Below are 26,151 nucleotides of genomic sequence, written 5' to 3' on the forward strand. Positions count from 1 at the left end.
TCAGTTCGCCCCCGGCTTGGTTCAAGCCGGGGCGTGCTCGTCGTCGCGGCTTAAGAGGCCGTTACTGCTATGACTGACCCAAAAGACATCGATCCAGAAGCACACAAAATCAAGTTCCCTTGCGACGATTACGCGATCAAGGTAATCGGCGACACGGGCGTGGGCTTCAAGGACTTGGTCATCAAGACTTTGTCCGAGCATGCCGTGGTTGACCTCAAGACTTTGGCCGAGCGCCAGAGCGCCAATGGCAAATACACCACCATTCAGCTGCACATCATTGCCACGGGCGAAGAACAGCTGATGGACATCAACAGCGCCCTGCGCGCGACGGGTTTCGTGAAGATGGTGCTCTGATGTCGACCGCCCTGGGCTTTCGCGAGTTGGGCCAGATGGCCTATGAGCCGGTCTGGCAAGCCATGCGAGCATTCACCAATACACGTGGACCGCAGACAGCCGATGAGATCTGGCTGGTGCAGCATCCACCGGTGTTTACCCAGGGGCAGGCCGGCAAGGCCGAACACCTGCTGTTGCCGGGGGATATCCCGGTGGTGCAGGTTGACCGCGGCGGCCAGGTGACCTATCACGGCCCTGGCCAGCTGGTCGCTTATTTATTGCTGGACGTGCGGCGATTGGGGTTTGGCGTTCGAGATCTGGTCAGCCGGATCGAGCGCAGCCTGATCGAATTACTCGCCAGCTACGGTGTAGAGGCGGCTGCCAAGGCCGACGCACCGGGTGTATACGTCGACGGCGCGAAGATCGCGTCCCTCGGCCTGCGCATTCGCAATGGCTGCTCCTTCCACGGGTTGGCCTTGAACGTGGACATGGACCTTGCGCCATTCCGACGAATTAATCCCTGCGGGTATGCGGGGCTGGCCATGACCCAGCTGCGCGACCATACAGGCCCGATTGAATTGGCCGAGGTAAGTGCAAGGCTGCGCTCGCAGCTCGTCAAGCACCTCGACTTTGCTGAGCAGACGACCCTCACGGGCGGAATCGATTGATATGACTACTGCGCAAGAAACGGTTGAAGACACCGTGCAATCCTTGATCCCCACGGTAAATGTTTCCGAACGCCCGGCCCGTGCAAAAGTGGAAGCTGGCGTCAAACTGCGTGGTGCCGAGAAAGTCGCGCGTATCCCGGTGAAGATCATCCCCACCGAAGAGCTTCCGAAAAAGCCTGACTGGATCCGTGTTCGCATTCCGGTGTCCCCTGAAGTCGACCGTATCAAGCAACTGCTGCGCAAGCACAAGCTGCACAGCGTCTGCGAAGAAGCCTCTTGCCCGAACCTGGGTGAGTGCTTCTCTGGCGGCACGGCCACCTTCATGATCATGGGTGACATCTGCACCCGTCGCTGCCCGTTCTGCGACGTGGGCCACGGCCGTCCAAAACCTCTGGACGCCGATGAGCCGAAGAATCTAGCGGTCGCCATCGCTGACCTGCGCCTGAAATACGTGGTGATCACCTCGGTTGACCGTGACGACCTGCGCGACGGCGGTGCCCAGCACTTCGCTGATTGCCTGCGGGAAATTCGTGCACTGTCGCCGGGCGTCCAGTTGGAGACTCTGGTACCTGACTACCGCGGCCGTATGGACGTGGCACTGGCCATCACCGCCCAAGAGCCGCCAGATGTGTTCAACCACAACCTGGAAACCGTACCGCGCCTGTACAAAGCTGCGCGCCCGGGCTCGGACTTCCAGTGGTCGCTGACCCTGCTGCAGAAGTTCAAGGAACTGGTGCCCCACGTTCCGACCAAGTCCGGCTTGATGCTGGGCCTGGGTGAAACGGATGAGGAAGTGATCGAAGTGATGCATCGCATGCGCGAGCACAACATCGACATGCTGACCCTGGGCCAGTACCTGCAGCCGTCGCGTAGCCACCTGCCGGTGCAACGCTTCGTGCACCCGGACACCTTTGCCTGGTTCGCCGAGGAAGGCCACAAGATGGGCTTCAAGAACGTGGCTTCCGGTCCTCTGGTGCGTTCTTCGTACCACGCCGACCAGCAGGCTCACGAGGCCAAGATCAAGCTCTGATCGGCTGTCTTGAGTGCTGTGTAATGCCGACATCGAGCCTCTGCGCTCATGTCGGCATTTTTGTTTCTGCTGACAAGGAATGCTACTGGTGAGCCCTCAAGTCCCATTGTTGAAACCCCTGACGGCTGGCAGCCTGATCGCCATTATCGCGCCTGCTGGCCCCCGTGAACTGGACTGTGACCTGGTCAGCGACTGGTTTGCCCAGCGCGGGTTTGCCTGCCGCTTGTATCCTAGTGTCACGGCCCACGCCGGTTACCTGGCAGGGGATGACGACTGTCGATTGGCTGACTTGCACGCTGCCTTCGCTGACCCTGACGTGGCGGCCATCATTTGCTTGCGCGGCGGTTACGGCAGCATGCGCCTGCTGGACCGTATCGACTTTCAGTTGCTGCGCGACAACCCCAAGCCTTTTGTCGGCTATAGCGATGTCACGGCGGTGCATACCGCAATCGCCCGCTTTGCAGGTTTTCCAACCTTTCACGGCGCCATGCTGACCTCGGAGTTGCTGACCGAAAAGCAGGCGCCGACCGAGTCGTCCTTGTTCCAGTGCCTGCAGGGGCAGCTACGAGCCGGGGATCAGCTGGAGCACCCGGAGCAGTGGCCCTTGACCACGATTGTGTCTGGCAAGGCGCAAGGACCGCTGGTAGGCGGCAACCTGGCAATGATCGGCGCCACGCTGGGCACGCCCTTCGAGATCGAGCTGGCCGGGAAGCTATTGTTTATCGAAGATATCGGTGAGCCGCTGTACCGCGTGGATCGGCTGCTGACGCAACTGCGATTGGCGGGCAAGTTCGAGGGGCTGCAGGGCGTACTGGTGGGGGACTTCACCAAACTGACGGTGGCTGATCTGGCGCCGCTGTTGCGCCAGACTTTCGAGCCTATGGGCATTCCGGTGCTGGCGGGATGGCGCAGTGGGCATTGTGATCCCAACCTGACCTTGCCGCTGGGTGCGCTGATGAGCCTGGATGCTGATCGCCAGACGCTGCACCTGCAACAGAATCTGTTTTTATCCTGAACCCGGGGACTTGTGTAGGAGCAGAGCTTGTCGGGGCGCCGAACCGTCGCGATGGCATCGCCGCGGTATGCCAGATGTACCGTGGCGCTGCCATCGCGAGCAAGCTCTGCTCCTACCCGATCGAATGAATCGAATGCTGTAGGGGTTTCAGCGGTTACGCAGGCTCTCCAGCAGCTTGTGCGTTGGGTAGCCGTCCGCCGGCCAGCCCAGTGACTGTTGCGCGCTGCGGATGGCCTTGCGGGTGTTGGCGCCGATGATGCCGTCCGGGTTGCCGGCGTCGTAGTGATTGGCGCTGAGCAGGGTTTGCAGCTCGATGCGCTCGGTTCGGCTCAATGGCAGGTCATCGCGCGGCCATTGGCCGTAGATGTAGCCGGTGCCGTCGAAGCGCTGGCTCAGCATGCTCACGCCAAGGCCATAGGACGATGAGTTGTTGTACTTGAGGATCGCGCGGAAGTTGTCCAGCACCAGGAACGCTGGGCCGCGGTAACCTGCGGGCAACAGCAGGGCGGCGGAGAGATTTTCGACACCGGCCGGCATGCGGGCACCGGCTGGCAGCGTAACCCCCAGCTGCTGCCATTCGCTGACGCTCATGCGCAGGCTGCCGTCGGCCTTGGCAAAATCGAAGCTGGTGGGGAGCGCCACTTCAAAGCCCCAGGGTTGGCCGGGCTGCCAGCCTGAGCTTTGCAGGTAGTGTGCAGTCGAGGCCAGGGCATCGGCTGCGCTGTTCCAGATATCTCGCCTGCCATCCCCGTCGAAATCCACGGCATGTGTGTTGTAGGTGGTGGGGATGAACTGAGTCTGCCCCATGGCGCCCGCCCATGAGCCGAGCATGCGCTCAGGCTGGACGTCGCCGTTTTGAAGGATCTGCAAGGCGGCTATCAATTGACTCAGGGCGAAGTCTGGGCGCCGGCCTTCGTAGGCCAGTGTCGCCAGGGAGCGGATCACCGACTTGTCACCCTGGAATTGGCCGAAGCTGCTTTCCATGCCCCACACGGCGACCAGCACTTGGCGGTCAACGCCATAGCGCTGTTCAATCTGCTCCAGAATGTCTGCGTATTGGGCCAGCAGCGATTGGCCTTTGCGCACACGCACAGGCGACATGGCGCCTTCCAGGTATTCCCAGACCGGGCGGGTGAATTCGGGTTGGCTACGGTCGGCCTTGACCACGCTCATGTCTGGCTCGATACCGGCGAAAACGCGGTCGAACAAGGCAGGGGAAACACCGGCTTGCAGTGCTTGTTGGCGAAAGCCTTCGCGCCATTGCTCGAACGATTGGCTCGGCGGGATAAAGGCGTCGGCATCAGGTGGCGCCACCGGCTTTATCGGGGTCACCAAAGTGGGCGTGGCAGCGGGTTTGGCAGGCTCCAGTGGCACAGCATCGGCAGCCGTAGGCTTTTCGGCGCAGGCGACGAGCAGGATCAGGCTGGAGGCGGTCATCAGTTGGCGTAATTGCCAACGATTTGAAAAGCGTGGAAGCATGCAATGGTCCAGGTCATACCGTTCAGGTATTGACCATATCATGCCTTGGAAGGTTCGCGCCCCTGTGCCGCCAAAAAGTAGGAAGCCCTCCGCTTTCAAGGGGGAAGGCTTCGCGGCAAGCGTTACTGAGCGGGCAGGGACAGACGCTGACCCGCCATCAGCAACGACAATCGAGACAAGCTGATCCACGGGGAACCGGCTGCCTGGCCCTTGATCTGCGCATCGATTTGCTGGGCATCTTGCAGCAACAAGGCCCAGCGCTGCGCCGAATAGCGTTGCAGGGCTTTGCTCATCAATGGTTTGCGTTTGTCCCAGATCGGCGGGCGCGCCTGGCTGAAAGCCTTGTCCAGGGGTATGCCCTGGCTGTGTTGCTGGGCCAGGTTGGCAAGTACCCTTAACTCGCGCGCCAGTGCCCATAGAATCACGGGGGGTTCTACCCCTTCACCACGCAAGCCTTCGAGAATCCGCAGGGCGTGGGTAGGCTCGCCATTGAGCACCGCATCCACCAAGCCAAACACATCAAAGCGAGCGCTGTCGGCCACTGCAGCCTGTACGGTCTCGACCGTGACTTGCTGATCATCGGCCAGCAGCTTGAGCTTTTCGATTTCCTGGGCGGCGGCGAGCAAGTTGCCCTCGACCCTGGCGGCAATCAGCTCGACGGCATCCTGCTGGGCAGCCAGCCCGGCCTGCGACAGGCGCTGGCGGATCCACTGCGGCAGTTGCGCAGCCTCCACCGGCCATATCTGAACGAATTGAGTGGCCTGGCCATCGATCAGGGCCTTGCCCCACTTGGTTTTCTGGGCGCTGCCGTCAAGCTTGGGCAAGCTGACCAGCAGCACCGTATCTTCGGCGGGGCGCGAACAGTATTCGATCAGCGCTGCCGCGCCTTTATCGCCCGGTTTACCCGATGGCAGGCGCAGTTCCAGCAGGCGTCGCTGGGCAAACAGCGAGAGGCTGGCACCCGCCTGGAGCAAGGTGCCCCAGTCAAAGTTGGCATCGGCGCTGAATACCTGGCGTTCATCGAAGCCTTGCTGTCGAGCGGCTGCGCGGATGGCGTCGGCGGCTTCCTGGCACAGCAACGGGTCGTCGCCGCTGATCACATAGACCGGTGACAGGCTGCCTTGCAGGTGCTTGTTGAGTTGGGCGGGGAGTAGTTTCATAGGCGTTTGCAGGCGGGGCACTCACATGCCCCGCTCGGCATCACTTGAAGGGCAGTTGTACTGGCGACTGCTGCGGCTGCGCTTGTTGCGAGCGGCGAGCGGCTTCCAGGGCATCGGCTTCAGCCTTGGCGCGGGCTTCTGCGTCAATTTGCAGTGTTTCAAGCTGGTTAGGCGTCAATTGCTGCAGGCGCAGCATCATGCGCTGGATCAGCTCGCGGCGGATCTCGCCCCGAACCTGCTCCGATTGCTGGCTGGAACCTGCGACGTTGTTACCGTCGTAGATGTAGACCTTCTGCACTTCCAGTTTGTCGCCCAGTAGTTGCAGGTTGCCTTGGCCCTGGATTTCGTATTCCAGCTCAGTGCCCAGCTCATACTCGGCAGAGCGAGCGGAACCGGTGTAGCTGGCGGTACGCTGGGTTTCGTTTTCACGGGTCAGGACCAGCTTATACGGTGCGCCGGCATGAACATTTACACCGCTTCTTTCCAGCGACTGGCGCAATTGCTTGACGGTATCGCCGTAAGCGTTGCGAGCGGTGACGTCCAACTCCTTGATGGCCAATTCATTGGTGCCCGTGCCCCGCAACTGGAAACCGCATGCGCTCATCAGCATGGCGAGGCCCACTACCAGCAGATTGCGTTTGATCATGTAAAGCTCCTTGAAACCCTGTAGGCCGATTCTGCGACGGGCGCCCGTTGAGGCGGGCGCCCGCTTCGATCAGTTGGCGACAATATTGACCAGTTTGCCGGGAACGACGATGACCTTGCGAATCGTCAGGCCGTCGGTAAAGCGCAGCACGTTTTCATTGACCCGTGCGGCCGCCTCGACTTCCTCGCGGCTGGCGCTGGCAGGCATTTCGATCTGGCCGCGCAGCTTGCCGTTGACCTGGATCACCAGCACCAACGTGTCTTGTACCAGGGCGCTTTCATCCAGAACAGGCCAGTTGGCGTCGATGACGGCGCCGCTGTGGCCCAGTTGGTTCCAGAGTTCGTGGCTGATGTGCGGCGTAATCGGTGCCAGCAGCAGGGCGACGGTTTCCAGGCCTTCCTGCAGCAGGGCGCGCTCCTGTTCGCTGCCTTGCGGGGCTTTTTCCAGCACGTTCATCAGCGTCATCACCTGGGCGATGGCGGTGTTGAACTTGTGGTGTTGGCCCACGTCCACGCTGGCCTGCTTGATGGCCTGGTGGATGGCGCGACGCACGACTTTCTGCTCGTCGCCGAGGTTCGCCAGGTCAGGCTTGCCGGCCGGGCCTTGGGTCACATGGGCCTGAGCCAGGCGCCAGACGCGGCGCAGGAAGCGGTTGGCGCCTTCGACACCGGAGTCGGACCACTCCAGGCTCATGTCGGGAGGCGAGGCGAACATCATGAACAGGCGGCAGGTGTCGGCACCGTAGGCATCGATCATCGACTGCGGGTCTACGCCGTTGTTCTTGGATTTGGACATCTTCTCGGTGCCGCCGATTTCAACCGGCAAGCCGTCGGTCTTCAGGCGTGCGCCGATGATCTTGGCCTTGGCATCGCGCTCTACTTCGACGTCGGCTGGGTTGAACCAGTCCTTGCCGCCGTTGGCAGCGACGCGGTAGTAGGTTTCGGCAACGACCATGCCCTGGGTCAGCAGGTTCTTGAACGGCTCGTTGGAGCTGACCAGGCCTTCGTCGCGCATCAGCTTGTGGAAGAAGCGCGCATAGAGCAGGTGCAGGATCGCGTGTTCGATACCGCCGATGTATTGATCGACCGGCAACCAGTGGTTGGCCGCTTTAGGGTCGACCATGCCGCCTTCGTAGTTGGGCGAGGCGTAGCGGGCGAAGTACCAGGACGACTCGACGAAGGTGTCCATGGTGTCGGTTTCGCGCTTGGCAGGCTTGCCGCAGGTTGGGCAGCTGCACTCGTAGAACTCAGGCATGCGCGCAAGCGGCGAGCCCGCGCCATCGGGGACGACGTTTTCTGGCAGCTTGACGGGCAGTTGGTCTTCCGGCACCGGCACGTCACCACAGCTGTCGCAGTGGACGATCGGAATCGGGCAGCCCCAGTAGCGCTGGCGGCTGATGCCCCAGTCGCGAAGGCGGAACTGGGTGCGCGACTGGCCGAGGTTCTTGCGGATCAAGGCGACTTCGATGGCGTCGAAGGCGCCGGCGAAGTCCAGGCCGTCGAACTCGGCGGAATTGATCAGTTGGCCGTATTCGCCATAGGCGTCCTGCCAAGGGGCCGGGGTATGGTCACCGGCACTGGTGCGGATAACCGGCTTGATGGGCAGGTTGTACTTGGTCGCGAACTCGAAGTCGCGCTCGTCGTGGGCCGGCACAGCCATGACCGCGCCGTCGCCGTAGTGTATCAGCACGTAGTTGGCGACCCACACCGGCAGTTTTTCACCGGTCAGTGGGTGCTCGACGAACAGCGAAGTCTGCAGGCCTTTCTTTTCCTGGGTGGCCACGTCGGCCTCGGCCACGCTGCCGCTCTTGCATTCGTCGATGAAGGCTTGCAGCGTCGGGTTGCCCTGGGCTGCGAGGGTCGCCAGCGGGTGCTCGGCGGCCACGGCCACGTAAGTGGCGCCCATCAGGGTGTCAGGACGGGTGGTGAAGACTTTCAGGGCGCCGGTCGAACCGATCGAGGCTTGATCGAACGGGAACTGGACTTCCATGCCGCGCGACTTGCCGATCCAGTTGCGCTGCATGGTCTTGACCTGCTCAGGCCAGCCCGGCAGCTCGTCGAGGCTTTCCAGCAGCTCGTCGGCGTAAGCGGTGATCTTGAAGTAGTACATCGGGATTTCGCGCTTTTCGATCAGCGCGCCCGAACGCCAGCCACGGCCGTCGATCACTTGCTCGTTGGCCAGGACCGTCTGGTCTGCAGGGTCCCAGTTCACGGTACCGTTCTTGCGGTAGATCACGCCTTTTTCGAACAGGCGGGTAAACAGCCACTGTTCCCAACGGTAGTAATCAGGCTTGCAGGTGGTGACTTCACGCGACCAATCGATGGCCAGGCCCAGGCTCTTGAGCTGGGTCTTCATGTAGTCGATGTTTTCGTAGGTCCACTTGGCCGGCGCGACGTTGTTTTTCATCGCGGCGTTTTCAGCGGGCATGCCGAAAGCGTCCCAGCCCATGGGCTGCAGGACATTTTTGCCTTGCATGCGCTGGTAGCGGGCGATCACGTCGCCGATGGTGTAGTTGCGCACGTGCCCCATGTGTAGCTTGCCGCTAGGGTAGGGGAACATGGATAGGCAATAGTAGGTGTCCTTGCCTGGCTGTTCACTTACTTCAAAGGACTTTTGCTCGTCCCAGAACGATTGGGCGGCGGCTTCGATTTCGCGGGGCTGATAGAGTTCGTGCATGGCTACTTTGCGCTGAGAAATGGGTGACCTTATCCAGGCAGCTATGAATACGCTGCACTCGGCAATCCGGTGTCTAATGATGAACGCAGTAGCATACATGACCCCGATCTATCGAGGGAAACGCTGATTGCATCCAGGCCGTTCCAAGGCTCTGCCATGCGATATTTCAGACGAGTGTTTGGCTTGCAGCCTACGTTATCCGTTGGTCGCAGCGTACGGTCGGTTTTGTGGGCAACGCTAAGCTCATCAATGGGGAGTTTGTTTTATCTTCGATGAGGTGAGCGGATGGTAGAGTCGCAGCTTAAAGCAATGAAATCGGAGCTGTACGAACGGTTGCTCGACCGCTTGGGGCTTGCCCTGGATGTGGCTCGGACTTCGGTTCGGTTACGAGATGAAATGCCTGCTGAATTGGAGTTACGTGGCCTGAGCCGCGCTGAATTCGAATTGATCAATGCCTACCTGGAATCCATCCCGGTAGCTGGGCAGGGAAGCTCCGGCGCTGTGCAGATTAAAGAGTCGCCTCGTTCGGCCAGCGTTGTCTGGTTGAAGGACAAGAGAGGCGGTAAATCCACGGTCAAATCCAGAACGCTGCAATTCAAATAACCATTGCAACGAGCCTGACGCAGGCTGGAGTGCGTCGAATGCAAGATTCCCTTTCACACAGATGGCAGGCTGACATTGTTGTTGGCTGCCAATCCTCTTAGGCTTCGGGCATCCAAGGAGATGCCCGATGCCTTTTCGTTATCTGATTAAACAACTCGTTCTCCCGCCAGGCCTTTTTTTCCTGCTGTTGCTGCTTGCCTTTTGGCTGCGCCGATCACGGCCGCGGTTGGCGGCGCTCGCGTTTGTGCTCGGGTTGGGCGGGCTCTGGTTAATGAGCCTGCCGATCGTGGTGGAGTGGTCGGCCCGGGCTCTGGAGACCGAGCCGCCCTTGGCCGAACAACAATGGGCTGATCTGGCTAGGCGCGCGGATGCCATTGTGGTGCTGGGGGCCGGGCGTGAGCGTGGTGATCCGGCTTGGGGCGGGGAGGACCAGCCCAGCGCGTTGGCGATGGCGCGTATTCGCTATGCCGCGCGGCTGGCCAAGGCCTCGGGCTTGCCCTTGTTGATCACCGGTGGTTTGCATTATGGGTCGCCGCCCAGCGAAGCCCAGATCATGGCCGAGTCGCTGCAACGCGATTTTGGCGTGAGCGTGCGCTGGAAAGAGGAGCGCAGCCGCACCACGTGGGAGAACGCGCAAATGAGCGCCGCGCTGTTGGGGCTTGATCGTCGCCGTGTGGTGTTGGTGACGCATGCCTGGCACATGCAGCGTTCGCGCTGGAGTTTCGAGCAGGCGGGCTTGCGCGTCATTGCGGCACCGGTGGGCTTTCTAGGCGGGGACAATGCCCGCCCGTTTGGCGGCTGGTTGCCAGAAACCAAGGCGATGTGGCAGAGCGGCTTTCTATTGAACGAGGCGGTAGGCTTGATCGGCTACCGCCTGTTCTATCGGGGAGGGTCAGACCGTCTTGGCGAATCGGCTGGCGAGCAGGGCCCAGCCCAGAATTAACCCGCACAGGATTGTCAGCGGCCAGGAGCGCCATTGCAGGTAAGGCGTCAGGTTGTGCATCGGTACCACCTCGCCGTACAAAATGGCGCGTTCGAACTGCGGGATCTGCGCGGTAATCTTGCCGAACGGATCGATCAGGCCGGTGACGCCATTGTTGGTGGCGCGGATCATCCAGCGGCCCGCCTCCAGTGCGCGCATCTGGGCCATCTGCAGGTGTTGCAGCGGGCCGATCGAGGTGCCGAACCAGGTGTCGTTGCTGATGGTCAGCAGCAGGTCGCTGCGGGCGGCAAGGCCTGCGGCAAATTCTGGATAGACCACTTCGTAGCAGATGTAGGGGGCGATCTGGTAGCCCTTGGCTTGCAGCATCGGCTGGTCTTCAGGGCCGCGGGCGAAGTCCGACATGGGCAGGTCGAAGAAGGCGATCAGGCCTCGCAACAGATCCTGCAGGGGGACGTATTCTCCAAAAGGCACCAGCTTCTGCTTCAGGTATTGCCCATCACCCTGGCCCACTACGGTGATGCCATTGAAATAGCGCTTCTGGTTGTGCACCCACTGACGGATCGGCACTCCCGTGATCAAAGCAGATTCACGATCACTGGCAAATTTGCCCATCATGTCCAGATAACCCTGCGCCGACTCCTTGAGTACTGGTATGGCAGTTTCTGGCCAGATGATCAGGTCCACGGGCTTGGAGGTGAAGGTCATGTCCCGGTAGAGGGCCAGTTGTGCATTGAGTTGTGCCGGGTCCCATTTCAGGCTCTGTTCGATATTGCCTTGAATGGCCGCGACGCGCAGAGGGGCACCGGAAGGGCTGGTCCAGGCATGGCCTTTGAGGCTTAGACCAATCGCCCAGGGCGCGATCAGCAGCGCCAGACCAGCCGCCAGGAACGCCTTGCGTTCCTTGAGGCGGCCAAGGTTGCACACAAGGGCGGCGGTCAGGGCCAGGCTGAAAGAGATCAGCCACACTCCGCCCAGCGGCGCGAGCCCAGCCAGTGGGCCGTCGAGCTGGCTGTAGCCGGAATAAAGCCAGGGGAAACCGGTCAGGAACCAGCCGCGAAACGCTTCCTGCACTAGCCACAAGGCGGCAAAGGCCAGGGCGTCGGCCAGTGGGGCTTCATTGCGGCGCAGCCAGCGGGCCCAGAGCCAGGTGGGTAGAGCGAAGAACAGGGCAATGGCGGCGATGAATGCCAGCATCAATAAGCCGGCCAGCAAGGCTGAGGCGCCGCCGTAGGTGTGGATGCTGACGTAGATCCAGCTGGTGCCTGCGCTGAATACCCCGAAACCGTAGCACCAACCCCTGGCAAATGCCTGGCGTGGCGTCAGCTCGCGCAGGCCCAGGTAGAGCAGGGCCAAGGACAGCAATGCCAAAGGCCAGATGTCGAACGGCGCGAGCGCCAGGGTGGTGATGGCACCGGCCGCCACGGCCAGCAGATTACCGGGCCAGCCGGGGCGGGTGAACCAACGCATGGTTATCCTTAACGAGTGATGGGGGTCAGGCGCAGCAAGTGGATTCGCCGGCTGTCGGCGTTGAGAATGCGGAACCGCCAAGTGCCGATCTCGGTGGTTTCGTTGCGTTTTGGCAGGTGCCCGAAAGCACTCATGACCAGGCCGCCAACGGTGTCGAACTCGTCGTCAGAGAACTCGCTGTCGAAGAACTCGTTGAAGTTCTCGATCGGCGTCAGAGCCTTGATCAGGAAATCACCGCTGGGCAGCGGCTTGATGTAGCTGTCTTCTTCGACATCGTGCTCGTCTTCGATGTCGCCGACGATCTGCTCCAGCACGTCTTCAATGGTCACCAGGCCCGCCACACCGCCGTACTCGTCGATAACGATGGCCATGTGGTTGTGGTTGGCACGGAATTCACGCAGCAGGACGTTCAGGCGCTTGGACTCGGGCACAAAAGTGGCCGGGCGCAGCAGGTCCTTGAGATTGAAGTTTTCGCCGTTCTCCTTGAGGATCAGCGGCAGCAAGTCCTTGGCCAGCAGCACGCCAAGCACGTCGTCATGGCTTTCACCAACCACCGGATAGCGCGAGTGCGCCGCGTCGATCACCGCCGGCAGGAACTCGCGAGGGGTCTGGGTCGACTTGATGCTGATCATCTGCGAGCGCGGGACCATGATGTCGCGCACTTGCAGGTCAGCGACCTGAATCGCGCCTTCGACAATGGTCAGTGCTTCGCTGTCGAGCAGCTTGTTCTGGTGGGCTTCGCGCAGCAGCTCAAGCAGCTCCTGGCGGTTTTTCGGCTCATGGGCAAAAGCCTGGGTCAGTTTACCCAACCAGGACTTCTGCCCGTTGCTCGATCGGTCTTCGCTCATGGCGTTTACTCGTGATCCCTTTGTGATTCGGTGGTGTGTGGGTCGGTTTCGTCGTCGGCGTAGGGGTCTGGGTAGCCCAGTTCGGCAAGCAGCGTCCGTTCCAGGGCTTCCATCTCTTCGGCTTCGTCGTCGTCAATATGGTCATACCCAAGCAAATGCAAGCAGCCATGGATGACCATGTGTGCCCAATGGGCATCGAGTGCCTTGCCTTGCTCGGCGGCTTCACGCGCGACAACGCCCACGCAGATGACCAGATCGCCCAGCAGCGGGATATCGAGCATGTCGTCGGGGACGTGGGCGGGAAAGGACAACACGTTGGTCGCGTAGTCCTTGTGCCGGTAGGTGTGATTCAGTTCACGGCCTTCGGTCTCGTCGACCAGGCGGATGGTCAGTTCCGAGTCGCCTTTGCGCTGACGCAAGGCCAGCTCGCACCATTGGCGAAAGCTGGGCTCATCAGGGTGGGGCGCATCGCTGGCCAGTTGCAGGTCGAGCTCAACCATCGCGATGATTGCTCCGAGGTGCTGCATCGATAGCCTTGTTGCCGCTATGGCTTTCATAGCGCTCATAGGCCTCGACGATGCGCTGCACCAATGGATGGCGCACCACGTCCTTGGGTTGGAAGTGGGTAAAGCTGATACCCGGCACATCGCCCAATACATCGATGACATGCGCCAGGCCCGAGCGAGTGCCGCGCGGCAGGTCGACCTGGGTGATGTCACCGGTGATCACGGCGGTGGAGCCGAAGCCGATCCGGGTCAGGAACATCTTCATTTGCTCGACGGTGGTGTTCTGGCTTTCGTCGAGAATAATGAAGCTGTTATTGAGTGTGCGGCCGCGCATGTAGGCCAGCGGGGCAATCTCGATCACCTGCCTCTCGATCAGCTTGGCCACGTGTTCGAAGCCGAGCATTTCGTAAAGCGCGTCATAGAGCGGGCGCAGGTAAGGGTCGATTTTCTGGGCCAGGTCGCCCGGCAGGAAGCCGAGCTTTTCGCCCGCCTCAACCGCCGGTCGCACCAGCAGAATGCGACGCACCTGTTCGCGCTCCAGCGCATCGACGGCGCAGGCCACGGCAAGGTAAGTCTTGCCGGTACCGGCCGGGCCGATGCCGAAGTTGATATCGTTGCCCAGGATTTCCTTCACGTAGCGTTGCTGGTTGACGCCGCGTGGGCGAATCATGCCCTTGCGCGTTCGCAGCGAAACGCTGACTTCGTTGATGGCCGGGTTGTCCAGCTCTTCAACGGAGGATTCCTGCAAGAACAGGTGGACCATCTCGGGCGACAGGTCGGTGGCCTTGGTCTCGCGATAGAGACGGCGCAGCAGGTGTTCTGCGGACGTGGTGTGCTTGGACTCGCCAATCAGTTCGAACTGATTGCCGCGATTGCGGATCTCGATGGCCAGGCGTTGTTCGATCAAGCGCAAATGCTCGTCGAATTGCCCGCACAGATTGGCGAAGCGGCGAGCCTCAAAGGGCTCGAGAATGAAGCGATGGGGTTCTATGGGTGCGTTCAAGGTCGTTTTTTAGCCGCCCAACGGCAATAAGGATGATCTCAAGGATAACCCCAGCCGCCTAAGCGCGAAAGCGCTTAAATGATCAAGGGTGATGTTGGTTTTGTAGGAGCAAGGTTTACCTGCGATGAAGGCACCGCGGTGCATCAGGAAGACCGCATCGCCGGCAAGCCGTGCTCCTACATCGTCATTGCGCCAGCGAGCCACGCAGGGAGTGGGGGCGCGCTTCGTCAATGTGCACATCGACGAACTGGCCGATCAACGTCGCATCGCTGCAACTGAAGTTGACGATCCGGTTGTTCTCGGTGCGCCCTTGCAGTTGGCCCGGGTCTTTGCGCGAATAGTCGCTGACCAAAATGCGCTGGATGGTGCCGACCATCTGTCGGCTGATTTCGAAGCCCTGCTGGTTCAGGCGATGCTGCAAGGCATCCAGGCGCTCTTTCTTCAGCGATTCAGGCGTGTCGTCGGCAAGATCGGCGGCCGGCGTGCCAGGGCGCTGGCTGTAGACGAAGGAGTAGGAGAAGTCCATGCCGACGTCAGCGACCAGCTTCATGGTCTGCTCGAAGTCTTTTTCGGTTTCGCCCGGGAAGCCGATGATGAAGTCGGAGCTGATGCAGATACCTGGCACGGCAGCCCTGAGCTTACGCAGCTTGGACTTGTATTCCAGCACCGTGTGGCCACGCTTCATGGCCGCCAATACCCGGTCAGAGCCTGATTGCACCGGCAAGTGCAGGTGTTTGACCAGCTCGGGTACTTCGGCATGGGCCTGGATCAGGCTGTCGGAAAACTCCAGCGGGTGCGAGGTGGTGTAACGAATGCGATCGATGCCGTCGACGGCGGCCACCACCCGGATCAGCTCGGCCAGATCGGCCAGGCGACCGTCATGGGTCAGGCCGCGATAGCCGTTGACGTTCTGGCCCAGCAAGGTCACTTCGCGCACGCCGTTCTCGGCCAGGTGAATGACTTCGGCGATCACGTCATCGAACGGGCGGCTGACTTCTTCGCCACGGGTGTAGGGCACCACGCAGAACGTGCAGTACTTGCTGCAACCTTCCATGACCGAAACGTAGGCGGTCGGGCCGTCGATGCGCGGTTCGGGCAAGTGGTCGAATTTCTCGATCTCGGGAAACGAGATGTCCACCTGCGGGAGTTGAGTGGCGCGGGCCGCGTCGATCATCTCTGGCAGTCGGTGCAGGGTCTGCGGCCCGAAGACAACGTCTACATACGGCGCGCGCTTGCGAATGGCTTCACCTTCCTGGCTGGCGACACAACCGCCCACGGCGATGACCATGTCCGGCTTGGCCAGCTTCAGCTCGCGCCAACGGCCCAGTTGCGAGTACACCCGGTCTTGGGCGCGCTCGCGAATCGAGCAGGTGTTGAGCAGGATGACGTCGGCGTCTTCGGCGCGCGCGGTGACTTCCAGGGCTTGATGTTCGCCCAGCAGGTCGACCATGCGCGAGCTGTCGTACTCGTTCATCTGGCAACCGTGGGTTTCGATATAAAGCTTCTTGGCCATGGGAGATCATCAGGTGGTTCACAGAACCGCGCATTATAGTGGCCCGAAGGAGACGTTCCTAGCGTTGTCTGTCTGGCGGCTATGTTATAGTTTTCGCCCTCTCCCTCATCCCCGATTGTCTACATCCAAAGATGACCAAACGCGAAGCTCCGATCTACAAAGTAATATTCCTGAACCAGGGCCAGGTGTTCGAAATGTACGCCAAGCAGATCTATCAAAGCGATCTGTGGGGTTTTCTTGAGGTCGAGGAATTTGTGTTTGGTGAGCGCACGCAAGTGGTCGTTGACCCCAGCGAAGAAAAGCTCAAGGCACAGTTCGAAGGTGTGGTGCGCAGCTTTGTGCCGATGCATTCGATCATTCGCATCGATGAAGTCGAGCGCCTGGGTACGCCGAAGATCAGCGAGGCCCGTGGGGTCAGCAACGTAATGCCATTCCCGATGCCGATGCCAGACAAGTAAAGCGGTTCAAGGCAATGGGGCGAAGGGGGTGCGACCGTCGGCGGTCTGCAACTCCAGCAGATACTTGCGGAAAATTTGCCCCAGCACCTGCGTCGCGGTTTCCAGCTCGTCGCGCTTCATCTTTTCCGAAACTTCGTCTGCGGTGTCCAGCGCCTCTTCGGCACCGTTGACCGCCGCCATCTTCAGGACGATATAGGCCTGGATGTTGTTGGCTGGCACGCCTTCGCCGTGAAAGAACATCACCCCCAGACGATACTGCGCCTGAGCATGGCCTTGCAGCGATGCCTTCTCGAAATAATTGAGGGCTTTGTCGAGGTTACGCGGCGCGCCTTGGCCGGTGTAATAAAACTCACCCAGTTCAAATTGTGCCTGGGCATCCCCTGATTTTGCCGCTTGCTCACACGCCGCCACGGCTTGATGCAGGTCTTCAGGCTGAGTATTGAGGGTGCAGCGACCCATTGCTGGGATCAACAACGAGTTTCCGCCTGCCGAGGCCAGCAGGGGCTGAAGAAGCAACAGGCAGCCCAGGGTCAGGGCGCGGCCGGTGCGGTTCATGGGGATCGACTTACCTCTTCAGGGTGCGGCCAGTGATGGCACAAGTGGCACATTATGAAATAAGCAGAGCTTACCTTACAAAGTCTTTACCAGTTTTTCTGTAATAGCCACCTTTAGTATTTAACCGCCATTCGTGGTGGGCCGGCATTCCGGCAAGCCCACACATCTTTGTGGGAGCAGGCTTGCCGGAATGCCGGACCACTGCGAATAGGATTACTTCATGGCCGCAAAGGCTTTTTCGGCAGCATCTAGAGTGATTTTTAGCTCCGTTTCGCCATGGGCGATCGAGGTGAAGCCGGCTTCGAAGGCGCTCGGTGCCAGGTAGACGCCCCCTTCGAGCATCAGGTGGAAGAAGCGCTTGAAGCGCTCGGCGTCGCTGGCCATGACGTCGTCAAAGGTAACGATATCGTCGGCACCGCTGAAGTATAGGCCGAACATGCCACCTGCCTGGGTGGTGACGAACGGTATGCTCGCGGCATCGGCGCGCTGTTGCAGGCCGTCGAGCAGGCGGCTGGTGTAGGCGCTCAGTTCGTCGTGGAAACCCGGGCGGCTGATCAGTTTCAAGGTGGTCAGGCCAGCGGCCATCGCCAGCGGGTTACCCGACAGGGTGCCGGCCTGGTAGACCGGGCCCAACGGAGCGATGCAGCCCATGATGTCGCGCTTGCCGCCGAAGCAGCCAACCGGCATGCCGCCACCGACGATTTTGCCGAAGGTGCTCAGGTCCGGGGTGACGCCGTAGTAGGCCTGGGCGCCGCCCAGGGCCACGCGGAAACCGGTCATCACTTCGTCGAAGATCAGCACCACGCCATGCTGGTCGCAGAGGCGGCGCAGGCCTTCCAGGAAACCTGGCGCCGGTGGTACGCAGTTCATGTTACCGGCCACGGGTTCAACGATGATGCAAGCGACTTCCTGGCCGACGTTGCCGAGCATCTCTTCAACGGCAGCGATATCGTTGAAGGGCAGGGTCAGGGTGTGTTTGGCAAAATCAGCAGGCACACCAGCCGAGCTCGGCACGCCCTGGGTCAGAAGACCGGAACCGGCCTTGACCAGCAGGCTGTCGGAGTGGCCGTGGTAGCAGCCTTCGAACTTGATGATTGCATCGCGCCCGGTGAAGCCCCGGGCCAGGCGAATGGCGCTCATGGTGGCTTCAGTGCCGGAGCTGACCATGCGCACCATGTCCATCGACGGTACCAGCGAGCAGACCAAGTCTGCCATCTCGGTTTCCATCGCGGTTGGCGCGCCGTAAGACAGGCCGTGCTCCAGCTGGCGACGGACGGCATCCAGTACGTCCGGGTGGCTGTGGCCGAGGATCATCGGCCCCCAGGAACCCACGTAGTCGACATAGCGCTTGTCATCCTCATCGGTGACGTAGGCGCCTTCGGCATGCTTGAAGAACAGGGGCGTGCCACCCACGCTCTTGAAAGCGCGGACCGGCGAGTTCACCCCGCCAGGGATGTGCTTCTGGGCGTTGGCAAACAGGATTTCGGAACGGGACATGGCAGTTCTCTCTAAATCAGGCGGATTCGAACAAAGCGTTGAACGCGCGGGCGCGGCGGGTGACTTCCTGGGCGCTGTCGGCACCGAACAGGCCATGGATCACGGCCAGCAGGTCGGCGCCATGGGCCACTAGTGGCGGGGCGTTTTCCAGGGTGATGCCACCGATGACGGCGATCGGTAGCTTCAGTCGTTGGCGGGCCTGGTCGAGCAGCTCGAGGTTGGCTGCGGGGGCACCCGGCTTGGTGGTGGAGTTGAAAAAGCGGCCGAAGGCCACGTAGCTTGCGCCTTCGTGCGCCGCTTGCTCAGCCAGTTCAAGCTGGCCGTGGCAGGTGGAGCCAATGATTGCCGTGGGCTTGAGCAGCGCGCGCGCCGGGGTCAGCGGGCCATCGGTCTGGCCCAGGTGAACGCCGACTCCCAGGCGTGCCGCCAGTTCCGCGTCGTCATTGATGATCAGCTGGGTCTTGTAGCCTTCGCACAATTTGAGCAGCGCCGAGGCTTCGCGCAGGCGATGGGCCTCGTCGTTGCTTTTGTCGCGGTACTGCAGCAGTGTCACGCCGCCATCGAGCGCGGCTTCGACGTAGGAGAGAAACTTGCCGGTCAGCAATTGGCTGTCGGTGATCGCATACAATCCGCGTAACTTCATTGATCAAGCCTCAAGGCTCACTTCTCAGGAGCAGAAATCCAGTGGCAGGCGACGTGGCACGAACTGGCCTTTGCCCAATTGTTCAGCGTCGCGCAGGGTGCGCCAGGTGTAATCCAGTGCCGAGCGCACGGCGCTGTCCAGTTGCTCGCCCAGTGCCAGGCGGCCGGCCAGGGTGCTGGCCAGGGTGCAGCCGGACCCATGATAGCTACCCGGCAAGCGCTGGCAGGTAAAGGTATGGCGTTCGCCATTGCGACTGTAGAGGCGATTATGTATCTCGTGTTCATCACCGTGGCCACCGGTGATCAGCAGGTGTTCAACGTAGGGCAGCAGTTTTTCTGCGCACTCGTCTGCCGTGCCTTCGGGCAATTCGGCCAGGATGCGCGCTTCGGGCAGGTTGGGGGTGGCGATGGTGGCCAGTGGCAGCAGGCGTTCGCGCATGGCGTAGCCGACTTCATCCTTGCCTAGCCTGCCACCGCCGCCGGCGCGCAGCACGGGGTCGCAGACCATCGGCAGATGCGGATGGGCGCTGAGCAGTTCGACGACGGTGTCGACCATTTCCAGCGAACCCAGCATGCCGAGCTTCACAGCGGCCACGTTGGCATCGTTGAGCACGGCATTGGCCTGGGCCATTACCCACTCGCGATCGAGCACGCGGAAGTCGCTGACATTGACGGTATCCTGAACGGTCAGGGCGGTCACGGCCGGAGCGGCGTGGCAACCTTGTGCGATCAGGGCTTCGATATCTGCCTGCAAGCCGGCGCCGCCACTAGGGTCGTGGCCGGAGAGACAGAGGACAACGGGGCGGGAGCTATAGATATTCATGGTGCGCGAGCTTACCACCAAATAATTTTTTTGGGGGCTGACTGGCTATTACATAAATTTTGATCAAAAGGTCAGTCAAGGACTTTGATTTTTCTCTGAAAGTATTGATCTAGAGCAATCAAGGCCATTTTTTACGTAGCATCAACTGGCCATCAGCCGCTATGCTAGAGTGCTTTGATACTGATAACAGGCACTGCCGTACCGTCGTCTCAAGGGAGTTGGGGGGTTCTTGACGTGAGCAGGCGGGCACCGCTGGGGCCGTATGCGTTATTTGCTGATTTTCCTGCTGGGCTGGCTACCGATGCTGGCCAGCGCGGTCGAGTTCGACGACGCAACGCGCAGTCTCCCCCTTGGGCGCGCGATGCAGGTCTTCGAGGACCGCGACGGCACTGCCACGCTCGCGCAGGTGACCTCGCCAGCGATGGCGGCACAGTTTCTTCCCCATCAGGCTGACGTGCTTAATGCCGGGTACTCCACCTCGGCATTCTGGCTGCGAGTCGATTTGCACTACGCCGCCCAAAGCAGCGCGGCGCCGCGCAACTGGCTGCTGGAACTGGCGTACCCGCCGCTGGATCACCTGGACCTGTACCTGGCCGATGAAAGCGGTCATTTCTATCTCGCCCAGCGCACCGGCGATGCCTTGCCGTATGCCAGCCGGCAGGTCAGGCAGAACAACTATCTGTTCCAGATTCCCTTCAGTCCAGGCCAGGACCGAACGATCTACCTGCGCCTGCAAAGCCAGGGTTCGCTCCAGGCGCCGCTGACGCTGTGGTCCAATGCCGCTTATATCGAAGCGCAGCCCACCCGGCTCTATGTGTTCGGGTTGATCTACGGCGTGCTGGCCGGAATGTTGGTGTACAACCTATTTATCTACCTGAGTGTGCGTGACACCAGTTACCTGTTCTACATCTTCTATATCGCCTCGTTCGGCTTGTATCAGGTGTCGGTCAACGGCGCCGGGGTGCACTACCTGTGGCCGAACAACCCCTGGTGGGCCAATGCGGCGACGCCCTTTTTCATCGGAGCAGCAGGGCTGTTCGGCTGCCAATTCACGCGTAGCTTCTTGCAGATGGCCAGTTACGGGCGCTTGCTTGACCGAACCTTGCAGGTGCTGATGGCCTGTGGCGTCTTGGTGATGGTGCTGTCGCTGAGCAGCAGTTACGGCCTCGCGCTGCGCATGGCAACGCTGCTGGCGCTGCTCTTTACCGTGATCATCTTCAGCGCCGGGATGGTGGCCTGGTGGCGCGGCCTGCGAGTGGCGCGGTATTTCATCATTGCCTGGTCGGCCCTATTGTTGGGCGGGCTGGTCAATACCCTGATGGTGCTGGGCTACCTGCCCAACGTCTTTTTGACCATGTATGCCAGCCAGATCGGATCGGCGCTGGAAGTCGGGCTTTTGTCGCTGGCTCTGGCCGACCGCTTCAACAGCCTGCGCGAGCAGCAGGCCAAGACCCTGCAGGAATCAGGACAAAAGCTTGAGGTAGTCAACCAACAGCTGGCCAATAGCAACCGCTTGAAAGATGAGTTTTTGGCCACGGTCACCCACGAATTGCGCACCCCCATGAACGGCGTGATCGGCTCTCTCGAGCTGATGGAAACCGTGCCGTTGACAGCGGATCTGGATCAATACCGACGCACGGCGGCGGGCTCCGCGCAGGACATGATGCAGATGATCGACGACATCCTGATCCTCACCGAGCTGCAAGCGGGCAGGCTCTATCCGATTCATGCGGACTTCAGCCTACGCTTGTTGCTCGACAGCTTGCAGCTGCAATTCAGTGGGCCGGCACGGGCCAAGAAGCTTGCGTTTACCGTCGTGGTGGCGGCGCAGATCCCCGACCAGCTGCACGGCGATGCGAAGAAGGTCGGCTTGTGCCTGGCTTGCCTGTTCGACAACGCCATCAAGTTCACCCGGCACGGCACTGTCAGCCTGAGGGTTCACAGTCGAGAGGTGGCGCAGGAGGTGCTGGAGTTAACGTTCAAGGTTGCTGACAGCGGCATCGGCTTCAGCCACCTCGACGATGCCACCTTGTATCAGCGTTTTTACCAAGTGGATGGCTCCATGAGCCGAGAGTACGGCGGCCTGGGTATTGGCCTGGCGATCTGTCGGCAGCTGACCGAGTTGATGGGCGGGCGTCTCAAGCACCATTCCACCCCAGGTGAAGGCAGCACCTTTGAGCTCACGTTACCGTTGGTCATCTCCCAGGCCAGCCAGGGCATGGTCCAGATGCCTGGCGCGCCCCGCCGACCCTGACTGACGATAGCCCCCTGAACTTTCTGCGGAATGCGGTTTGCTTGATGCACCGTGGTACGTTCATCGCAGTGGTCCGGCATTCCGGCAAGCCTGGCTCCTACCCTGACGGCTGCGCGGCTTGGTGTAGGAGCCGGCTTTAGCCGCGATGAACACGCCGCGGTTTGGCTGATACACCGCGGTGCGTTCATCGCAGCATAGGTATCTACACATCTTTTGGTGTACTGCATTTCGTAGCAGTGGACGAGTAGAACGAGGCCACGTCCGGCTGCGCAGCAGTCGTAAAACCTGGCACTTCAGTATTCAGATACACCGCGAGTACAGGCTTTGCGAGGACTACGTCCCCGGACCTGGCCTCGCTGAACTCGTCTACTGCTACGAATGTAGCCGCTGACGAGGTACGAGGCTGCGATCGGCAGCGAAGCGGCCGTAAAACCTGAGACCGTAATCCATCAGGCACACCGAAGGGCCTGAATTTACGACGGCTTCGCTGCCGATCGCAGCCTCGTACCTCGGCAGCGGCTACAAGAGCCGCGCTGCCCCAGAATTGTGTAGATACCTATGTTCATCGCAGGCAAGCCTGGCTCCTACCCGGACGGCTGCGCGGCTTGGTGTAGGAGCCGGCTTTAGCCGCGATGAACACGCCGCGGTTTGCCTGATACACCGCGGTGAGGCCATCGCGACCAAGGGCTAGGCGCCCCCGTCGCTCCTACAAACAGAGGTTCGGCGCTTATGTCACTTTGAGTGTCTGCCAGAGCATGGTTCACTGAGGTCAATCGACTGGATCGAAGGAGCCTTGTATGGACCTGCATGCGTTCGCCGAAACCCACGAAGTCACCAACCAGCCACCTTCTCTGGACGGCGCCAACCTCTACCGCATCGACGTGCCGCTACAACAATGGGCGCAGCGTTACGGTGCCGGCTGGGCCAAGCCGCAAATCGACGCCTATGGCGCATTGGCTGGCGGGCCGCTGATGGCCGCAGGTTTTCTAGCTAACGAAAACAAGCCGATCTTCAAGAGCCATGATCGCTACGGCCATCGAATCGACCTGGTGGAATTTCATCCTGCCTATCATGAGTTGATGCGCACAGCGGTTGAACACGGCCTGCCGTCCTTGCCCTGGACCGACCCCCAACCGGGTGCCCATGTGGCGCGGGCGGCGATGACCTATCTGCACTCTCAGGCCGAAGCCGGCAGTGGTTGCCCTCTGACCATGACCTTTGCCTGCGTACCCGCACTGAAACTTCAACCGGACCTGGCCAAGCTCTGGCTGCCCAAGGTGCTGGCCCGGGAATACGATCCGCGCAATGTCGAGATTCATCACAAGGGCGGCGCCACCATTGGCATGGCGATGACCGAAAAACAGGGCGGGACCGACGTGCGCGCCAATACCACCCGTGCATATCCGGTGGGCGCCGGCGGGCCTGGGCAGGCGTATGAGCTGGTGGGGCACAAGTGGTTCTGCTCCGCCCCCATGTGCGACGCCTTCCTGACCCTGGCGCAAACCGACAAGGGCTTGAGCTGCTTTTTGTTGCCCCGCCATCGCCCGGACGACAGTCGAAACGAGTTCTATATCCAGCGTTTGAAAAACAAGCTCGGCAATTGCTCCAACGCTTCCAGCGAAGTCGAGTTTCGCGGAGCGCTCGCCTGGATGATCGGCGAGGAAGGGCGAGGTGTGCCGACCATCATCGAAATGGTCGCCATGACCCGCTTCGATTGCATGGTCGGCTCCAGCGCCTTGATGCGCCAGGCGCTCACCCAGGCGACCCATCATTGTGCCCATCGACGGGTCAGTGGGCGCCTGCTCAGCGAGCAACCGTTGATGCAGAACGTACTGGCCGACCTGGCGCTGGAAAGCGAGGCGGCGCTGGCCTTGAGCCTGCGCATGGGCAATGCGCTGGATCGATTGGATGACCCCCAGCAGGCACATTTCGCCCGGCTGGTCACCGCGGTGGGCAAGTACTGGATCTGCAAGCGAGCACCGGCCATGATCAACGAAGCCGCCGAGTGCATGGGCGGCGCAGGCTATGTAGAGGACAGCATCCTGCCGCGCTTGTACCGCGAAGCCCCGGTCAACTCGACTTGGGAAGGCTCGGGCAACGTGCAGTGCCTGGATGTGCTGCGCGCCTTGTCCAAGGAGCCTGGCGTGCTGGAGGCGCTGTTCATCGAACTGGGTGACGGCCACGGTGACAAGCGGTTGGCCAAGCATATCGAGGGCCTCAAGGCCGCGTTCAAAGACACCGATGACATCCAGTACCGCGCTCGTCAGTTGACCGGGGATATCGCCCTGGGCCTGCAAGCCAAACTGCTGCTGGAGGCAGGAGATTCGGCGGTCAGCGACGGATTCATCGCCAGCCGCCTAGGGGGAAGCGGGCGTGTTTATGGCAGCTTGCCGCGTGGTGTCCAGGTGCAGGCGCTGTTGCAGCGCAGCACCCCGCTCTGGAGCTGATTCGCCAGCGTTGCGGCCTGTCGCCCATTAGAGGCAAGATGAAGCTTGGCAAGATAAGACAGGAGTTTCACGTGACCCGAGCTGATGATTTTGTGACCGTTGAAACCCCCGAGCAGGCTGTCGATCTACTCGCCAGCCTGCATGATCAAGCGACCCACGCCCTGAGCCATGCACTCAAGTGCTACCTGAAGGACCGCACCGAGCCGAGCGCTGCCCAGCGTGAACTGTTCCGCTATCCCGAGCTGCGGCTGACCTACGAATTTCATGACGAAGTGCCTGTTACCACCCGCGCCTACGCCAAAGTCCAGTTGCCTGGCACCTACAGCACGACCGTTACCCACCCGGCGGCCTTTCGCGGCTACCTGCTGGAGCAACTACGGCCTTTGATGAAAGATTTCACCGTAACGGTAGAAGTCGGCGTCAGTGAACAGAATATCCCTTACCCCTATGTCGTCGAGCAGGGCGATGAACTGGCGGGCAGTGGCATCACGGCGGCGGCGCTGGCGCGTGTGTTCCCCAGCACCGATTTGTCTGCCGCCACCGACGGCATCGCCGATGGCCTGCACGACTGGGCCAATGCCGACCCACTGCCGCTGGCGCTGTTCGACGCGGCGCGGGTGGACTTTTCCCTGCGCCGGCTAGTGCACTACACCGGTAGCGACTGGCGCCATGTGCAGCCCTGGATCCTGCTGACCAACTACCACCGTTATGTCGACCAGTTCGTCATGCACGGCCTTGAGCAACTGCGTGACGACCCGCGCTTCGTGCGCATGGTCATGCCCGGCAACGTGATCATCGAAAAGGGCATGGACAATGGCGAAGCCCAGGCGATAGTGGCGGGGGTGGTCTGGCACCGATACCAGATGCCGGCCTATCACCTGATCGCTGCCGATGGCGATGGCGTGACGCTGGTCAACATCGGTGTCGGCCCGTCCAACGCCAAGAACATCACGGACCACCTGGCGGTACTGCGCCCGCATTGCTGGCTGATGATTGGCCACTGTGGCGGCCTGCGTCAGTCGCAGACCATCGGTGACTATGTGCTGGCCCACGCCTACATGCGGCGGGACGGAATTCTCGACCGGGTAGTGCCGCCGAACATCCCGATCCCCGCCCTGGCCGAAGTGCAAGTGGCCCTGCAAGAGGCGGCAGCCCAGGTCACTGGCGAGCGTGGCGATGAACTCAAGAAACGCCTGCGCACCGGCACGGTATTGACCTACGACGACCGCAACTGGGAGCTGCGTTGGGCTGAGGAACGTCCGTTGATCAACCTGTCGCGCGCAGTAGCGGTAGACATGGAAAGCGGCACCATCGCGGCCCAGGGATATCGCCTGCGTGTGCCTTACGGCACCTTGCTCTGCGTGTCCGACAAACCGCTGCACAGTGAGATCAAGTTGCCAGGCTCGGCCAACGCTTTCTACAACCGCGCCGTCAGCCAGCACTTGAAGATCGGCATCGCCGCCCTCGACCTGTTGCGCACCGAGTTGAACTCGTTGCATTCACGCAAACTGCGCAGCTTCGACGAACCGCCGTTCCGTTGAGGTTTGCTCAATCGGGCAGGGCGCTCTAGCATGAGCGACCCTGC

General features: G+C 61.0%; 23 protein-coding genes. 10 read left to right on the forward strand and 13 right to left on the reverse strand.

What is annotated here, in order from left to right:
• Window positions 1-69: 69 nt before the first annotated feature.
• From AC3IX4_RS03045 to AC3IX4_RS03060, 4 genes are all read left to right on the forward strand, one after another.
• On the forward strand, window positions 70-354 hold the full coding sequence (locus tag AC3IX4_RS03045; RefSeq protein WP_489259173.1) for a DUF493 domain-containing protein: 285 nt from the start codon (window positions 70-72) through the stop codon (window positions 352-354).
• Entirely contained in the window at window positions 354-1,001 is a 648-nt protein-coding gene (lipB, locus tag AC3IX4_RS03050) for a lipoyl(octanoyl) transferase LipB (protein WP_489259174.1), read from the forward strand. The genes AC3IX4_RS03045 and lipB overlap by 1 nt, the downstream gene beginning before the upstream one ends.
• 1 nt (window position 1,002) lies before the next feature.
• A complete protein-coding gene (gene lipA / locus AC3IX4_RS03055) occupies window positions 1,003-2,031 on the forward strand; it encodes a lipoyl synthase (RefSeq protein WP_489259175.1) in 1,029 nt (342 codons plus the stop codon).
• A gap of 88 nt (window positions 2,032-2,119) precedes the next feature.
• Window positions 2,120-3,046 (forward strand): S66 peptidase family protein, encoded by a 927-nt coding sequence (locus AC3IX4_RS03060; protein ID WP_489259176.1) that lies wholly within the window; start codon window positions 2,120-2,122, stop codon window positions 3,044-3,046.
• Window positions 3,047-3,193: 147 nt separating this feature from the next.
• On the opposite strand, the gene AC3IX4_RS03065 is transcribed toward AC3IX4_RS03060, so the two are convergent.
• From AC3IX4_RS03065 to leuS, 4 genes are all read right to left on the reverse strand, one after another.
• Entirely contained in the window at window positions 3,194-4,525 is a 1,332-nt protein-coding gene (locus tag AC3IX4_RS03065) for a lytic murein transglycosylase (protein WP_489259177.1), read from the reverse strand.
• Window positions 4,526-4,647: 122 nt separating this feature from the next.
• Window positions 4,648-5,685, reverse strand: a complete 1,038-nt coding sequence (holA, locus tag AC3IX4_RS03070; protein ID WP_489259178.1) for a DNA polymerase III subunit delta — start codon at window positions 5,683-5,685, stop codon at window positions 4,648-4,650.
• A gap of 40 nt (window positions 5,686-5,725) precedes the next feature.
• A complete protein-coding gene (locus tag AC3IX4_RS03075) occupies window positions 5,726-6,331 on the reverse strand; it encodes an LPS-assembly lipoprotein LptE (RefSeq protein WP_489259179.1) in 606 nt (201 codons plus the stop codon).
• Window positions 6,332-6,400: 69 nt separating this feature from the next.
• On the reverse strand, window positions 6,401-9,007 hold the full coding sequence (gene leuS / locus AC3IX4_RS03080) for a leucine--tRNA ligase (RefSeq protein ID WP_489259180.1): 2,607 nt from the start codon (window positions 9,005-9,007) through the stop codon (window positions 6,401-6,403).
• A gap of 285 nt (window positions 9,008-9,292) precedes the next feature.
• Here leuS and AC3IX4_RS03085 point away from each other — a divergent pair, with 285 nt between their 5' ends.
• Entirely contained in the window at window positions 9,293-9,610 is a 318-nt protein-coding gene (locus AC3IX4_RS03085) for a hypothetical protein (RefSeq protein ID WP_489259181.1), read from the forward strand.
• A 127-nt stretch (window positions 9,611-9,737) separates the two neighbouring features.
• Window positions 9,738-10,553, forward strand: a complete 816-nt coding sequence (locus tag AC3IX4_RS03090) for a YdcF family protein (protein WP_489259182.1) — start codon at window positions 9,738-9,740, stop codon at window positions 10,551-10,553.
• Here AC3IX4_RS03090 and lnt read toward each other — a convergent pair.
• The 5 genes from lnt to miaB form a co-directional block, all read right to left on the reverse strand.
• Window positions 10,503-12,020, reverse strand: a complete 1,518-nt coding sequence (lnt, locus tag AC3IX4_RS03095; RefSeq protein ID WP_489259183.1) for an apolipoprotein N-acyltransferase — start codon at window positions 12,018-12,020, stop codon at window positions 10,503-10,505. The two genes, AC3IX4_RS03090 and lnt, sit on opposite strands and share 51 nt — an antisense overlap.
• Before the next feature lie 8 nt (window positions 12,021-12,028).
• Window positions 12,029-12,868: a CorC family transporter gene (locus AC3IX4_RS03100; RefSeq protein ID WP_489259184.1), complete on the reverse strand. Its 840-nt coding sequence runs from the start codon at window positions 12,866-12,868 to the stop codon at window positions 12,029-12,031.
• A 5-nt stretch (window positions 12,869-12,873) separates the two neighbouring features.
• Window positions 12,874-13,368, reverse strand: a complete 495-nt coding sequence (gene ybeY / locus AC3IX4_RS03105) for an rRNA maturation RNase YbeY (protein WP_489259185.1) — start codon at window positions 13,366-13,368, stop codon at window positions 12,874-12,876.
• The gene (locus tag AC3IX4_RS03110; protein WP_489259186.1) at window positions 13,361-14,377 is read right to left on the reverse strand and encodes a PhoH family protein; all 1,017 of its coding nucleotides are present in this window, start codon (window positions 14,375-14,377) and stop codon (window positions 13,361-13,363) included. The genes ybeY and AC3IX4_RS03110 overlap by 8 nt, the downstream gene beginning before the upstream one ends.
• Before the next feature lie 184 nt (window positions 14,378-14,561).
• Window positions 14,562-15,890 carry a tRNA (N6-isopentenyl adenosine(37)-C2)-methylthiotransferase MiaB gene (gene miaB, locus AC3IX4_RS03115; protein ID WP_489259187.1) on the reverse strand — a complete coding sequence of 443 codons (1,329 nt, stop codon included), beginning with the start codon at window positions 15,888-15,890 and terminating at the stop codon, window positions 14,562-14,564.
• A 131-nt stretch (window positions 15,891-16,021) separates the two neighbouring features.
• Here miaB and AC3IX4_RS03120 point away from each other — a divergent pair, with 131 nt between their 5' ends.
• Window positions 16,022-16,348 (forward strand): DUF1820 family protein, encoded by a 327-nt coding sequence (locus AC3IX4_RS03120; protein WP_166570920.1) that lies wholly within the window; start codon window positions 16,022-16,024, stop codon window positions 16,346-16,348.
• Between the two features lie 6 nt (window positions 16,349-16,354).
• Here AC3IX4_RS03120 and AC3IX4_RS03125 read toward each other — a convergent pair whose 3' ends face one another.
• From AC3IX4_RS03125 to AC3IX4_RS03140, 4 genes are all read right to left on the reverse strand, one after another.
• On the reverse strand, window positions 16,355-16,903 hold the full coding sequence (locus AC3IX4_RS03125) for a tetratricopeptide repeat protein (protein ID WP_489259188.1): 549 nt from the start codon (window positions 16,901-16,903) through the stop codon (window positions 16,355-16,357).
• 213 nt (window positions 16,904-17,116) lie between these two features.
• On the reverse strand, window positions 17,117-18,400 hold the full coding sequence (gene hemL / locus AC3IX4_RS03130; RefSeq protein ID WP_489259189.1) for a glutamate-1-semialdehyde 2,1-aminomutase: 1,284 nt from the start codon (window positions 18,398-18,400) through the stop codon (window positions 17,117-17,119).
• A gap of 16 nt (window positions 18,401-18,416) precedes the next feature.
• Window positions 18,417-19,043, reverse strand: a complete 627-nt coding sequence (gene thiE, locus AC3IX4_RS03135; RefSeq protein ID WP_489259190.1) for a thiamine phosphate synthase — start codon at window positions 19,041-19,043, stop codon at window positions 18,417-18,419.
• Window positions 19,044-19,067: 24 nt separating this feature from the next.
• On the reverse strand, window positions 19,068-19,865 hold the full coding sequence (locus AC3IX4_RS03140) for a hydroxymethylpyrimidine/phosphomethylpyrimidine kinase (RefSeq protein WP_489259191.1): 798 nt from the start codon (window positions 19,863-19,865) through the stop codon (window positions 19,068-19,070).
• Window positions 19,866-20,127: 262 nt separating this feature from the next.
• Between AC3IX4_RS03140 and AC3IX4_RS03145 the strand changes: the two genes are divergently transcribed.
• The 3 genes from AC3IX4_RS03145 to amn all read left to right on the forward strand — a co-directional run bounded on the left by AC3IX4_RS03145 (window position 20,128) and on the right by amn (window position 26,107).
• Window positions 20,128-22,119 carry a sensor histidine kinase gene (locus AC3IX4_RS03145; RefSeq protein WP_489259192.1) on the forward strand — a complete coding sequence of 664 codons (1,992 nt, stop codon included), beginning with the start codon at window positions 20,128-20,130 and terminating at the stop codon, window positions 22,117-22,119.
• A 797-nt stretch (window positions 22,120-22,916) separates the two neighbouring features.
• Window positions 22,917-24,566, forward strand: coding sequence for an acyl-CoA dehydrogenase family protein (locus tag AC3IX4_RS03150; RefSeq protein ID WP_489259193.1), 1,650 nt, complete (start codon window positions 22,917-22,919; stop codon window positions 24,564-24,566).
• Window positions 24,567-24,604: 38 nt separating this feature from the next.
• Window positions 24,605-26,107, forward strand: a complete 1,503-nt coding sequence (gene amn / locus AC3IX4_RS03155) for an AMP nucleosidase (RefSeq protein ID WP_489259194.1) — start codon at window positions 24,605-24,607, stop codon at window positions 26,105-26,107.
• The last annotated feature ends 44 nt before the right edge of the window (window positions 26,108-26,151 follow it).

The organism is Pseudomonas sp. KH_021, assembly GCF_057838865.1.